This is a genomic window from Bacillus sp. FSL W8-1202, assembly GCF_038006165.1.
Lineage (GTDB): Bacteria > Bacillota > Bacilli > Bacillales > Bacillaceae > Bacillus > Bacillus subtilis.
This window is the reverse complement of record NZ_JBBOUR010000001.1, coordinates 947,668-961,404: the sequence shown is the minus strand read 5'-3', so window position 1 is coordinate 961,404 and position 13,737 is coordinate 947,668. Positions and strand designations below refer to the sequence as shown.

Here is a 13,737-nt window from a genome sequence, read left to right as displayed (position 1 = left end):
CTATTATTTATACACGACACGTGTTTTGCAAATGATGTCATGCAGGCCTTTTTTCTCTCCAAAGGCGATCATGATAAACCCGATATAAAAGATGATTCCAGATAAGATATAGGCAAAGTAACGGCCAATTCCCTGTCCGACAGAAACCCGTTCACCTTGTTCATTGACCACTTTCAGGCCAAGAATTTTTTTGCCAAGTGTGCCTTGCATTTTAGAAGCTGTGAGCAGCCCGTAATATAACACACTGATGACGATCATGATCAGCATAGTAGGCAAAAATGCAAGCGTCATGTATTTCACTAAATACTCTTCTTCCGTCATGTAAGGGTTTGTTGCCACAGCCCCAGCTACAAAAACAGAATTGATCACAAATAGAATAATATAACTAGGAACAGATACAATAATGCCATCAATAAAATAAGCTAAAAAACGAATCCAAAATCCTGCTGGTTTTTCCATGTATTTTTCTCTCTCCTCTGAATTAATCTGGAATAGTATACTTTGAAAAACAAGTACATGCAATATGGTATGGTGATAAAATCCTGACATTACAGAAAAATGAGTCTTTTATCCTTTGTTTTTTACTATATAAATATACTAGAAAGAAGCATAGCATTTGTGTATGTGTTCTGGAATTTTTTAAAAATATAATGAATATAACATTCAACTTACTTATAATAAAAAAGGTTAATATTTCTATTAAAGGAGGAGTTTGATGTCAAAAAAAATAGCGTGGCGATCATGACAACCATTTCTGCGTTTCTTTTTTGCGCCGTGATTGTGGCGGCTTCACTTTCGCCGCTGGCCGGAACGGGAGCGGCGGCCAATCAGTTTAATTCAGCTGGCATGTGGTCAGCTGTCGGTATGATCCTTGTCTTGTATTTCATTCCATTTCTCGTTTATATGCTCGGAGTCGATGCAATGAGGTATGTCATGGCGGTGCTTTGCGGCTTCGGGCTTTTGATTCATTTGTCTTCGGCCGGTTTTATCTTGATGTTTAGTTTCTTTAGTGACCATCTGCTTTCTGAGGTGATCTTTGTTTTCGGAATTAGTCTCGCTGCGGCTGCTGTCAACGTCATTTGGTTTGTGGCTGCATTTCGATCGGGTGCTGAAAAAACGTCCGTGAATACTCTTACATAGTTTTCTAGTTTGTGATGTTTTTGTGAAATAGATTTATAAAATGGATGAATATGTTATGATGGTCGCAAATTAGAAGTTACATATAATGGGGGTCTCAATGATGGTCAAGTCATTTCGTATGAAAGCTTTGATTGCGGGAGCTGCGGTGGCGGCGGCTGTTTCGGCCGGCGCTGTTTCTGATGTGCCCGCTGCCAAAGTGCTTCAGTCGACAGCTGCTTATGCGGCGGAAACGGTGTTTTCTCAAAATAATGGAGCATCTGGCTTTTTGCCAGGAAGATATGATGTACAAGCGATGGCGCCTGCCATGTTTAACTGGTCACGCGAAAGCCGGTTCGCCGGAAATACAGACGGGACGCTGAAATGGCAAAACGACATCAGAACGACTCCGCAAAATGGAGCGGGGGCTGTGATTGACGGAGACGGCACAGTATATCTTCATTCCAGAGACGGGGAAATGAAAGCCTTTAATCCAGACGGCTCAGTCAAATGGGTGACTGGCAATCTTGGAAAAACATATACGCAATCTCCTGTACTTGGGACCAACGGCGTTATCTATTTGGCATCCTATGACAAAAAGATTTATTTTATTGACAAAGAAACGGGAGAAATTTTAACAACGGTTCCGTTAAGCGGCGGGCCAAGCTCTGAAACGGTGATCGGTTCAGACGGGACGTTGTATTTCTCAACACTTGATAATTATGTTCACGCGATCAAACCGACGTCAAAATCAACCTGGACAGAGCGCTGGAAGTTGAAAACAAATGGTGTCGTCAGCTCTGTGCCGGTGCTTGTCAAAAACGGCACCGTGTATGTCGGCACATATAATTACGTGTTTTATGCGATCAACTCCGGAACCGGACAGGTGAAATGGTCCAGAACGACGTCAAATGCGTTTAAAGGATATCCGGTGATTGATAAGGACGGAAACATTTATGCCGGCAACCAAGATGGACAGCTGTATGCCTATACATCAACAGGCAGTTTGAAATGGACATTCCCGTTAAACGGGTTCTCCAGCTCATCTCCTGCGATTGATCATAATGGCAATATCTACATCGGCTCAGGAAGCGGCGAGCTGTTTTCCATCAGCAAAAACGGGGATATGAACTGGTCATTCTATACAGACGGTCCTGTCAGAACGGCGCCGCTGATTGACGCGAAGGGAACGGTGTATTTCGGGTCAGATGATATGAAGGTTTATGCGGCAGACGCAAACGGCAATGAATTATGGAGCTATCAAACCGACAGCAACGTCGTGTCTTCTCCTCAGCTCGCTGAGGACGGAACGCTTTATATTGGAAGTTATACGAAGCTGATGGCTTTTGGGAAATAGTAAAACAGGCTGGCGAGGTTAACTCGGCAGCCTGTTTTTTTGATCAATCAAGATATTTATTTTTATAGACAACCTTTGTCCCGCAAATATAATCATGTAATGCCAGTTTAGAGGGAAAGGCCGCCATGATAAAACCGATATATAAGATCTTAGATAATGTGTAAGCGAAGAAACGGCCGAAGCTGTGCCAAAAAGAAATACGCTCGCCATACTGATTGACAACGATGATGCCCATGAGTTTTTTCCCAATGTTGCTTGCATGTTTGAGGAAGTCAGCAAGCTATAGTAAAGAATAGCGAAAATAAATATGATGGCCAAAACAGGGATTGTGCCAATGATCAACATGAAAAACTCATATTGGGCTTCTGACATGTGTGTACCTGCTGCATCAATGAGTGGCAACACAATGAAGGTGTTAATGAAAATCATAATGAAAGAGAATATAGCTATAATAAATACATCAATAATCGAGGCGGCTGCCCGAATCCAAAATCCTGCTGGTTTTTCCATGTATCATTTTACTCCTTTAAAGTTTTCTGGGTATTATACGTTAGGGGCTGCAGGGTTTCAATGAGATAGACTAGAGGAATTTTGTCTCGTTTGAAAATTGTATTTTATCACTTTTAATCTCTTTATTTAGGTGATATAAAGATAAAAAAAGAACCTGCAAGATGATGCAGATTCTCTTCATTATGATTATTTAGAGGCTTGAATAAATACACCCTTCTCATGAGAAAACTCTTTGAATCCGTATACCCCATGATAGGAGCCGATTCCGCTTGTGTTGACGCCGCCGAATGGCAGGTTGACGTCACTGAAATGGACGACGACATCATTGATGGCCGCATTTCCTGATGTCGTGTGCTGAAGGACGTTGTCAATCAGGTCTTGGTTTTTGCTGAACACATAAAGTGCAAGCGGTTTATCGCGGTCATTTACGTAATCGATGACCTCGTCGATGTCTTCATAGTTCATCATTGGCAGAATCGGTGCGAAGATTTCCTCCTGCATGATTTTCATATCAGGCGTGACGTTTTTCAAAACGGTTGGCGAGATCGTGCGGTCGCTGGCATCAAATACGCCGCCGAACACCACTTCCGCCCCTTTTTCGATGGCATCGTCGAACAGATCTTTGACGCGGTTGAAGTTGCGGTCATTGACGATCTGCGTAAATTTGCTGCGGTCTGGGGTATGATCATCCTCCATAAATCCAGCGTTGACGACTGTTTGTAAAATCCCCGCGAACCTGTCCTGAACGTCTTTTTTAATGAACAGGTAATCAGGTGCGATGCAGGTTTGGCCGGCGTTTACGAATTTCCCGACGGCGATCTTTTTCGCTGCGTCCATCAGATCGTATTCACTGTCAATAATCGTCGGGCTCTTGCCGCCAAGCTCAAGTGTGACAGATGCCAAGTGTTTGGCAGCCGCTGTCATGACGATTTTCCCGACATTTGTGCTTCCAGTGAAGAAAATATGGTCGAACGGCTGATCAAGTAGTTCGGTTGCCACCTCAACCTCTCCTTCAAAAATCGCGACTTCTTTTTCATCAAAAGCGTCTCTTATCACTTTAGCGGCAATGTTGCTCGTGTTCATCGTGAAATCGGACAGCTTCACAATCGCGCTGTTTCCGGCTGCGAGAGAAGCGGCAAGCGGCGCCATCGTCAGCATAAACGGATAGTTCCACGGGCCGAGGATGAGTGTGACGCCTTTAGGCTCGTACATAAGAATTCCGTTTGCGTCAGGGCTTAACGATGAACCGACTTCTTTAGGCGCCATCCATTGTTCCAGGTTATTCATATTATCTCTAATCGCTTTTTTTGTTCCTTCGATTTCCGCTTTTTTGACTTCGTGATATGGTTTGCGGACGTCTTTGCGGATCGCTTCGATGATTTCTTCTTCATGGGCGATGACGGAATCTAAAAAGCGTTGAAGCTTTTCTCTCCGCTGTTCCGCTGTTGAAGCGCGCAAGGCTTTTTGCTGTTTTTTCTGAAGCTGAAAGACACGATGGATGTCGTCCTTTACTTGCTGTTCCATTGTAAAATCCCCCTCATTTGCTTTCTTCTTTTCTCGGACCTATTATAAGGTGGTACCTTTTCTGTAAGAAAGACAACGGTGAACCATCTATACGTTACCGTACATATATCGAAGATCTGTCTAATGATTGGGGGTGTCTTTTGTGCCGGAATCTGCCGAAGCTCAAGTGAAAGAGGCGCTGCTGGCTTTATTGGAAGAAAGAGATATTCAACACATCACAATGAAAGAAATCGCTGAAAAGGCCAAAGTGAGCCGCGGATCGCTCTACCTTTATTATGAGGATAAGTTTTCAATCATTGAGGATGTGATCGAAGACATGAAGGAAGGACTGGGCAAAGCGCTTTTTGACGCCTTCAGTCATATGGATACCCTTCATTTGAACAAAAAACGGCAAACGGTGCATCCGACGCTGTCCTTTGTTCATGAGCATCGATCCTTTTTTTCTGTGATGATGAACAGAGGGCATTTCCATCGTTTTTTTAGGGATGTGTTTCAGCAGGATGTTCTGCTGACTCCGGTCCATGTGAATTTGACGCCGATCGAACGGGAAATTTACGGACATTACCGGGCCTTGTACACGTACGCGATTATCCTGTATTGGCTGAATGAGGATGCGGCCGCGACTCCGGAAGCTATCAGCCAAAAGGTATGGGAGCTTGTTTCTCAAAAGAGATTTTATTGGCTGTTTGGACAAGCTGTGCCAGGAGAGCGAGAGAAGAACAAGCAAATCGACAGGCGTGTGGTTCGAACGAGAGAGGCGCTCCAGAAGGCATTTCTGGACGTGCTGGCGGAGAAAAAAGACTACGCAGCCATCACGATTTCGGATATTACCCGGAAAAGCAATATCCGCCGTGCAACCTTTTATGATCACTATGCCAATAAGGAGGAATTGCTCCGAACCATGATACAGCGATCATGTGCGGAGATCATTGATCACCTGACGATTGCCTCCAGCCCGAATGAATTTTCCTTAAAGGAAGCGGAGAAGGCGCTCGCCAGTCTGCTTTCTGCTTTGTCAAACATGCCCATTGTCCATTTTCTCAATCGGGAATGGGGTGTTCCTCATGTGATACCTGATATGTTCAAAGCGCTGGAATCGTTTTATCTGCATCAGCAAACTGATATTCACGCAGAGAAAAAGCTTTATGTCCATTATGTATCCGCAATGATTATTGGGTTGCTTTTGTATCGGCTGGATGAAGGAAAGGCGCATCCGCCTGAAGTGCTGGCGAGGGAATTTTTGCAGTTTTTGGATGTGAAAAAGTATAAGGTTGTATTGCTTTGAAAGACAAAAAGAGAGGGATATCCCCTCTCTTATCTCGTTTCTTTCTTCCATTTCTCATCAATCAGCATTTTCCCTGGCCATGTGTATGCCATGATGCCGCCGTCTGCGGTGATGTCCTCTCCTGTGACGTATGAGCTGTCGTCTGACGCGAGGAACAGGGCCACTGTCGCCATTTCCTTCGGCTGGCCGAGGCGGCCGAGCGGCGTGACCCATTTGTTGGCTTCGCGGAATTTTTCACCCATTTCTTGTTCTTTGGTGCCTGCTAATTTGTCAATCAGCGGGGTTTCGATCGTACCCGGTGAAATGGAATTGACGCGGATGCCGTTTCGTGCGTAGTCGATTGCCATTGCCTTTGTCAGGTTGGTGATACCGCCTTTTGCGGCGTTGTAGCCGGAGCGGTCAAGGTCCGCGGCACGGCCTGACATGGAGGAGGTGTTGATGATGGAGCCTCCATTTTCGAGCATGAGCGGAATCAAATATTTGCTGCAAAGGAACGTGCCGCGCAGGTCGACGGCGATAATGCGGTCAAACAGGTCAACCGGATATTCGTGTACCTTTCCGCCTTCCTGATCAACGCCGGCATTATTAAACAGAATATCAATCGTTCCGCATGCATCCTTGATTTGATCAGCAAATGCTTTCACACTGTTTTCATCTGACACATCGAGGTGAAAGGATTCTGCCTGTCCTCCGTTTTTTCTGATTGCGTCAACTGTTTCTTCCATTTGATCTTTATTGATATCTCCGATTATCACACGCGCGCCTTCATTGGCAAAAACCTCTGCCGTCGCTTGCCCAATGCCTGTCGCGGCGCCTGTGATCACTGCTGTTTTGTTTTCAAGTCTTCCCATGATACGAGACCTCCTTTTTCTAATTGTCTTCCCGCTATGTGCAGTGATAAACATGCGAGAAAAGAAAGGCCAGCATATGTTAAGATGAATTAGAAATTGTTGGGAGGTTTGTATGTTTGAAGGTACAGCATAAGAAGGAGCTCAAGTTTTATTGCTTCATTACCATTCCATCTGCATTTGTTGTGCTGACTGTCATCTCTTTTTTATTGCAAGAGATTACGTTTCCGGTGACTGCAAGCGCATTTCTGAATGCTTCATGGCATAATCTTTTGTTTTTGATACCGTTCGGTTTGTTTTTCTACCCGGTGCATATATGGATGAAGCGGGAGTTTGGCCGCTGGAATGACACAGAAAAAAAGAGAGGATGATGAAGCCTCTCTTTTTTATGAGAATGAGTGAGAAAAAGAGTGAAAGCAAATCCAACTAATGTTAAATTTACATATATATGCATCTATCAATCTAATTGACAATTGTCATCTTATGTGATAAATAGATGCTAAAAAGGGTTTACATAATGGTAAAGGAGCGATCAAGAGTGGCGAAAAAAGAGTTTAAAGCAGAGTCTAAACGCTTGCTGGATATGATGATTAACTCCATTTATACCCAAAAAGAAATTTTCCTGCGCGAGTTAATCTCCAATTCGAGTGATGCGATTGACAAAATCTATTACAAAGCGCTTACGGACGATGCGCTTACGTTTGATAAAGACAGTTACTACATAAAGGTCGCAGCTGACAAAGATGCGAGAACATTAACCATCTCTGATACGGGGATCGGAATGACAAAGGATGAGCTTGAACAGCATCTTGGAACAATTGCAAAAAGCGGTTCCCTCGCGTTTAAAAAGGAAAACGAGCTGAAAGACGGACATGACATTATCGGGCAGTTCGGTGTCGGTTTTTACGCGGCATTTATGGTTGCCGATGTCGTGACAGTCATCAGTAAAGCGCTTGGCAGCGAAGAGGCTTATAAATGGGAGTCTGCGGGTGCAGACGGCTATACAATTGAGCCGTGTGAAAAGGATTCTGTCGGTACAGACATTATCCTGAAAATCAAAGAGAACACAGAAGATGACAGCTATGACGAATTCTTAGAAGAATATCGTTTAAAAGCGATCATCAAGAAGTACTCCGACTTCATTCGCTACCCGATCAAAATGGATACGACCATTAATAAGCCGAAGGAAGGCAGCGAAAATGAATTCGAAGAGGTGCAGGAAGAGCAGACGGTCAACAGCATGGTGCCGATCTGGAGAAAAAACAAAAGCGAGCTGACAGATGAGGATTATGAAAAATTCTATGCTGAAAAGCATTACGGGTTTGATAAACCGCTGACACACGTTCATATCAGTGTGGATGGAGCGGTTCGCTACAACGCGATTCTATTCATCCCTGAAAACATGCCGTTTGACTACTATTCCAAGGAATATGAGAAAGGCTTGGAGCTGTATTCCAATGGCGTGCTGATCATGAATAAGTGCGCAGACCTGCTACCGGACCACTTCAGCTTTGTGAAGGGCATGGTCGATTCCGAGGATCTGTCGCTGAATATTTCCAGAGAAATGCTGCAGCATGACCGCCAGCTGAAGCTGATCGCGAAAAACATCAGCAAGAAAATCAAAAGCGAGCTGCAAAGCCTGTTGAAAAAAGACCGCGAGAAATACGAGACGTTCTACAAGTCGTTTGGCAGACAGCTGAAATTCGGCGTGTATAATGATTTTGGCGCGAATAAGGATCAATTGAAGGATCTCCTATTATTCTACTCTTCAAAAGAGAAAAAACTGGTCAGCTTAGACGAGTATGTTTCCAGAATGCCAGAGGAGCAAAAATACATTTATTACGCGACCGGTGATTCTTACGACCGCATTGAGAAACTGCCGCAAACGGAAATGGTGGCGGACAAAGGCTATGAAATCCTCTACTTTACTGAGGACATCGATGAGTTTGCAATTAAAATGCTGGCTTCTTATCAGGAAAAAGAATTCAAGTCCGTATCAAGCGGAGACCTTGGCATAGACACGGATGAGGATAAAAAGCAGTCCGAGGAAGAGGAAAACAAGTATAAGGATCTGTTTGAGGAAATGAAAAACATTCTGTCAGACAAAGTGAAAAACGTCAGAATCTCAAAACGGCTTAAATCACATCCAGTCTGCCTTGCTGCTGACGGCGAAGTGACAATTGAGATGGAAAAAATCTTAAACGCGATGTCTGACAGCCAAAATGTGAAGGCGGAAAAAGTGCTGGAAATCAACCCGAATCACGAGGTATTCCAAACGCTGCAGGACGCGTTTGAACAAGATAAAGAGAAGCTGAGACTGTACACAAACCTTCTGTACAATCAGGCGCTTCTCATCGAAGGCCTGCCGATTCAGGACCCTGTGGAATTTACGAACAATATTTGCAAGGTCATGGTGTAAACAGAAAAAGGAATCGTCCCATAAGGAGACGATTCCTTTTTTTTATAAAGTACGCTCATTCAGCACTTGGTTTTGGGTGCTTTTCTTCTTTTTAAACCGTTTTTTCAGGCTTGCTTCAATTTCCTCCAAGCTTTTCCCTTTGGTTTCCGGTACCATGTAGAACGCGAAGAAAAATGAGAGAAGACAAATGACTGAGAAAACCATAAAGACCCATGCGATGCCCATCGCGCTTAGCATCAGCGGGAAGACGAGCGACACGATCAGATTGGCCGCCGATAACACCAAAGTCGTGAACCCTGTCGCGGCTCCGCGTGCTTTGGACGGGAAGAGCTCAGGCATGAGCACCCACACTACCGGACCCCATGTCGCCTGGTAAAAGACGATATAGACACCGAGAAAGACTACTGTCATCCACGCTGTTGATGCGGAAAGCCCCAGTGTCAGGAGCACGCCTGATAAAGCAGCAAGGCTCAGTGTGATGCCGACACTTCCCCAGATCAGAAGTTTTTTGCGGCCGACACGGTCAATTAAAATCATGGCAGTGATACACATGATGACGTTAAGGACGCCGATTCCCATTGTGCCGAGTGCGGAAGCTGACGTGCCAAGACCGGCCTTCGTAAAAATGGTCGGCGCGTAGTAGATGACCGTGTTAATGCCGACAGCCTGCTGAAAAATGGCAAGACCGACGCCACTCAGAAGCATAGGGCGAATCCATTTGGCTTTCAGGACGCTGAGTGTTGTTTCTTTTTTCTCTGCTTCTCCTTGCTTCATCTCTGCCAATTCCATTTCGATGTCTTTGGGATCATGAGTGATGTTCATGATTCGTCTCGCTTCTTCTTCACGGCCGCGCTTCACGAGCCATCTTGGCGATTCCGGCATGAACGCGATGCCGATTAATAGAAGCACGGCAGGCACTGCGGCCAGACCGACCATCCAGCGCCACGCTTCAAACGGTGTGAACAGGTAGTTAACGATATAGGCGAGCAAAATCCCGGTGACAATCATTAAGTTGTTCATTGTGCCGAGTGTCCCGCGAATTTTCGTCGGTGCCATTTCGGAAAGATACACGGGCACAAGTGCCGTTGAACCGCCGACGGCCAACCCGAGTATCACCCTAGATGCAATCAGCATGCCGATTGTTTGAGAAAATGCGCAAGCGAGCGCACCGATAATAAAAATGATGGAAAGGACAAATACAACCTTTCTCCTGCCCCAGCGGTCTGAGCATGTGCCGCTCAAGGCAGAACCGAAAATCGCGCCAAGGAGCAGCATGCTGACAACCAATCCTTCTGTCAATGTCGTTAAAGGAATATCGTTATTGATAAACAGGAGTGCTCCGGAGATAACGCCTGTATCGTAACCATATAGCAGTCCCCCTAAAGCGCCGAAAAAGTAGATCATATATTTCCTTGTGTCTTTCTTCACAAATGTCTCCTCCTCAGTTGTTGAGCCAATGAGTATCTAAAATGTATAACAAAGTTAATAGATTAGTACCCATTTCCTATCTCATTTGAAACATTTGTTTTGAAAAAACGGAAACGTTAAAGCCAAAAGAGATGATCACAGATCCGCTGAGTTTAGGAAAAACGAAATAACTTTATGCTCAGAGAAACCATTAAAAAAACCTTACCCGCGCGGAGTAAGGTTTTGATTAAGACATTTTTATTCTTCTGCTTCGTTGACGAAAACCAAGGCGGAGAAGCCTTTTTTCTTATCAAATTGCAATTCAACGACGGTAACGTCTGGATTGAAGTTGTGGTATTCCTCTAAGAACTGAATAATGCCTTCTGAAATGTCATCTGACATAAGCTGCTTGTGGTGCAGGCCAAATGTGGCTTCAGCGAAGAACCCTGTACGCTTGTTGTACGATAGTTCTTTTACTTCAACGTCTTCAGGGTAGATATCTTCTTCATTGGAAATATACACGCAAATTCCGTCTGCAATTTCTTGCTCATTTAATATTAATCTCATTGCCTAAAATCTCCTTCTGTACGTCTTCGGTGCTTTAAATGCGCGAATCAATGCGATGACAATGATTAAAATAATAATCAAAGCGATGATATCAACGATCCAGGCAATGGGTGAAGCGCCATAAGAAACATAACCTGGGCCTCCGACTGGATGATAGGTGTAACCCCACGGGTGCATCATGCTGATCATGAACATACCCATTGTAAATCCGCTATAATATCCAAACCATCCTGATGGCGCGAAACCTGCGTGATAGTAATGATTGACTGAAACATATCGTCCGCCAATATAGGCTTTAGACGTTTTTCCGCTGTATGTCTTTCCGGTTACTTTTGATGTAGCGCCGGAAAAGGTGCCTGACGATTTTTTAGAGCTTGATGAACTTGCCTTTTCCGAAGGCTTCTTTTTAAGCGAAATCGATGATGATGAATCGTCAGACGTCTTGGATTTTTTGCTAGAAGAGCTTGATCCTGAGCTGTAGCTTGATTTCGGGCTTGATTTATAGCTTCCGCTGTATGATGAGCTTGAACTTCGGCTGCTGTAACTAGACGATGAGCGGCCGCTAAAGCTCTTTGCATGAGAAATCGTTGATGGCAGCAGTACACCTAAAGCAACGGTTACTGCAACTAAGGCTTTTACATATTTAAGTTTCATTCTGTTTCCTCCATAGACCGCTGAAACGGTCCGTTAATCTGTTTTGAATCGTCAGCTGTAAATAATAGAAGCTGGTTCTGATTCTAGAGTTTTATCAATCTTACATATCATTTTAGTTTTTCAATCACTTTCTTTCTGAGTTAAACTACCTTTATTTTATCGGATTCATGACACTTTTTGTAAGTTTTTGCATCAAAATCAACCCAATTTATAGGCAAATAAAAACAGCCTTCCCCAATGGAGAAGGCTGTTTTCTTCTTATGCGAACAGCTTATCAATAAATGAAATATCCTCTTGAGAAAGCGTCACGTCGGCTGTTTTGATGTTATCAATCAGCTGATCGGCACGTTTTGCTCCCGGGATTAAAATATCAATTTCCGGTCTTGCTAAATACCAGGCCAATACGATGTGAGGGATATCCACGTTGTGTTTTTCGGCAATCGGCGCAAGCTTGTTGACCTTTCTGATATTTTCTTTGAAACGCTCGCCCTTGAAGTGTTCCTGTTCGTTTCGCAGGTCGCCTTCTGGGAACGTTGTATCTTCTGTATACTTTCCTGCCAATAAACCTGATACGAGCGGGAAGTAAGGGATAAATGAAATATTATGCTCCTTCGTATACGGGAAGAATGTTTTTTCCGCTTCACGGTTTAACAGGTTGTATTCGCCTTGCAATACATCTACCAAACCGTCTTTGTTTGCTTCTTTCAATTGCTCTAAAGAGAAGTTGGATACACCGATGGAGCGGATTTTTCCGGCTTTCTTCATCTCATTCAGCGCGTTAACGGCTTCATCCTTAGGCGTATGTTCGTCAGGGAAGTGAATGTAGAACAAATCGATATAATCGGTATTCAAGCGCTTCAGGCTTTCATCAACTGATTTTTTAAGAAATTCTGGTGAATTATCAAAGACAAAGTCATTGCCTTGTTTTCTGTGAGCGGCTTTTGTCGCGATGACAACATCTTCACGGTTGAATTCACGCAGCACTTCACCAATTAATTCTTCGGAACGGCCGATCCCGTAAATATAAGCGGTGTCTAACATTGTCACGCCATTACGGATCGCCTCGCGCACCAATTCTTTTCCGGTGTCTTCATTTAGGTTCGGGTAGAGGTTATGTCCTCCGACAGCATTTGTTCCTAATCCGATAGGGAATACCTGCAAGTCTGATTTTCCGAGCTTCGCTTTTTTCATGATCTGCCTCCTAGAATAAAATGGATGATAGACTCTCAACACTATTGTAAACGTTAGGCCAGATGAATGCCGATTTGATGCTCATTGCAGTACTGCGTGTACTCGTCGTCTAATGGCTGAGAGGTCACAATGCAATGCAGCCTGTCAAACGGTGCATACGTCAGAAGCGTTGATTTTCCGAATTTAGAATGGTCAGCCAATAGATACACTTCTTTTGCTTTTTCTGAAATCCTCTTTTTAATTTCATACTCCAGCAGATCCGAGTTGGTCAATCCGTGTGTCAGCGTCGTTCCGGTAGCGGACATAAAGGCTTTGTTGATATTGTACTTATCAAGCATAGCCGGGTCGTCCATGCCGACAAAGGAGCGGGTTTTTCTCTTATAGTTGTTTCCGATAATGATTAAGTTGATATTCTTCAAAGCTGACGCCGCATTGATAATGTCTAAACTGTTGGTTAAGATGGTGACATTTTTGGCTGGATCAAGCGTATCAAGAATAGACTTTGTCGTCGTTCCTGAATCAATGAAGACCAAATCGTGATCTTCAATAAATCGGGAAGCATAATGGGCGATTTTTGTTTTTTCATCCTGGTGCTGAATGGTGCGATTTTCAAAAGGAACTAATGCGGTTTTTTCAATAGATGTTACGCCGCCGTATACTTTTTCAATCGCACCCTTTTCTGTTAGCTTGTTGATATCACGTCTTACTGTGTTTTTGGAGACATTGAACACCTGGCACAGCTCATCTAAGGAAACAGTGCCATGCGATAAAATGTACTCCTCCATTTCCTGAATCCGCATCAGTTTCATATAAAAAACTCCTTCTTGAATCTTTACGTAACATAAATATATAATAAAAA

Annotated in this window: 13 protein-coding genes and 1 pseudogene; 5 read left to right on the top strand and 9 right to left on the bottom strand. The window is 43.9% G+C overall.

The window, feature by feature from the left end; genetic code table 11:
* Window positions 1-3 precede the first annotated feature (3 nt).
* Entirely contained in the window at window positions 4-459 is a 456-nt protein-coding gene (locus tag NSQ09_RS04880; RefSeq protein WP_015250840.1) for an RDD family protein, read from the bottom strand.
* A gap of 231 nt (window positions 460-690) precedes the next feature.
* Here NSQ09_RS04880 and NSQ09_RS04875 point away from each other — a divergent pair, with 231 nt between their 5' ends.
* Both NSQ09_RS04875 and NSQ09_RS04870 read left to right on the top strand, forming a co-directional pair.
* Complete coding sequence (locus tag NSQ09_RS04875) at window positions 691-1,140, top strand: DUF5391 domain-containing protein (RefSeq protein WP_257182412.1); 450 nt, start codon at window positions 691-693, stop codon at window positions 1,138-1,140.
* Between the two features lie 100 nt (window positions 1,141-1,240).
* Window positions 1,241-2,473 carry a PQQ-binding-like beta-propeller repeat protein gene (locus NSQ09_RS04870; RefSeq protein WP_341032489.1) on the top strand — a complete coding sequence of 411 codons (1,233 nt, stop codon included), beginning with the start codon at window positions 1,241-1,243 and terminating at the stop codon, window positions 2,471-2,473.
* A 43-nt stretch (window positions 2,474-2,516) separates the two neighbouring features.
* Here the strand turns inward: NSQ09_RS04870 and NSQ09_RS04865 are convergent.
* Window positions 2,517-2,983, bottom strand: a pseudogene (locus NSQ09_RS04865) (RDD family protein).
* Between the two features lie 186 nt (window positions 2,984-3,169).
* A complete protein-coding gene (locus tag NSQ09_RS04860) occupies window positions 3,170-4,507 on the bottom strand; it encodes an aldehyde dehydrogenase family protein (protein ID WP_003227040.1) in 1,338 nt (445 codons plus the stop codon).
* 142 nt (window positions 4,508-4,649) lie between these two features.
* Between NSQ09_RS04860 and NSQ09_RS04855 the strand changes: the two genes are divergently transcribed.
* Complete coding sequence (locus tag NSQ09_RS04855; RefSeq protein WP_015250844.1) at window positions 4,650-5,792, top strand: TetR/AcrR family transcriptional regulator; 1,143 nt, start codon at window positions 4,650-4,652, stop codon at window positions 5,790-5,792.
* 29 nt (window positions 5,793-5,821) lie between these two features.
* On the opposite strand, the gene NSQ09_RS04850 is transcribed toward NSQ09_RS04855, so the two are convergent.
* On the bottom strand, window positions 5,822-6,643 hold the full coding sequence (locus NSQ09_RS04850; RefSeq protein WP_003227042.1) for an SDR family oxidoreductase: 822 nt from the start codon (window positions 6,641-6,643) through the stop codon (window positions 5,822-5,824).
* A gap of 116 nt (window positions 6,644-6,759) precedes the next feature.
* Here NSQ09_RS04850 and NSQ09_RS04845 point away from each other — a divergent pair, with 116 nt between their 5' ends.
* Together NSQ09_RS04845 and htpG are read left to right on the top strand one after the other, a co-directional pair.
* Window positions 6,760-7,011, top strand: a complete 252-nt coding sequence (locus tag NSQ09_RS04845; protein WP_014481429.1) for a hypothetical protein — start codon at window positions 6,760-6,762, stop codon at window positions 7,009-7,011.
* Between the two features lie 167 nt (window positions 7,012-7,178).
* On the top strand, window positions 7,179-9,059 hold the full coding sequence (gene htpG, locus NSQ09_RS04840) for a molecular chaperone HtpG (RefSeq protein ID WP_341030611.1): 1,881 nt from the start codon (window positions 7,179-7,181) through the stop codon (window positions 9,057-9,059).
* A 42-nt stretch (window positions 9,060-9,101) separates the two neighbouring features.
* Here htpG and NSQ09_RS04835 read toward each other — a convergent pair whose 3' ends face one another.
* The 5 genes from NSQ09_RS04835 to iolR all read right to left on the bottom strand — a co-directional run bounded on the left by NSQ09_RS04835 (window position 9,102) and on the right by iolR (window position 13,687).
* A complete protein-coding gene (locus tag NSQ09_RS04835; RefSeq protein ID WP_144453107.1) occupies window positions 9,102-10,487 on the bottom strand; it encodes a sugar porter family MFS transporter in 1,386 nt (461 codons plus the stop codon).
* Window positions 10,488-10,724: 237 nt separating this feature from the next.
* Window positions 10,725-11,033 (bottom strand): DUF2653 family protein, encoded by a 309-nt coding sequence (locus NSQ09_RS04830; RefSeq protein WP_041338090.1) that lies wholly within the window; start codon window positions 11,031-11,033, stop codon window positions 10,725-10,727.
* Between the two features lie 3 nt (window positions 11,034-11,036).
* The gene (locus NSQ09_RS04825) at window positions 11,037-11,687 is read right to left on the bottom strand and encodes a hypothetical protein (RefSeq protein ID WP_041338088.1); all 651 of its coding nucleotides are present in this window, start codon (window positions 11,685-11,687) and stop codon (window positions 11,037-11,039) included.
* A 258-nt stretch (window positions 11,688-11,945) separates the two neighbouring features.
* On the bottom strand, window positions 11,946-12,878 hold the full coding sequence (locus tag NSQ09_RS04820; protein ID WP_041333996.1) for an aldo/keto reductase: 933 nt from the start codon (window positions 12,876-12,878) through the stop codon (window positions 11,946-11,948).
* Between the two features lie 53 nt (window positions 12,879-12,931).
* The gene (gene iolR / locus NSQ09_RS04815; RefSeq protein ID WP_003227050.1) at window positions 12,932-13,687 is read right to left on the bottom strand and encodes a myo-inositol utilization transcriptional regulator IolR; all 756 of its coding nucleotides are present in this window, start codon (window positions 13,685-13,687) and stop codon (window positions 12,932-12,934) included.
* Window positions 13,688-13,737 lie beyond the last annotated feature (50 nt).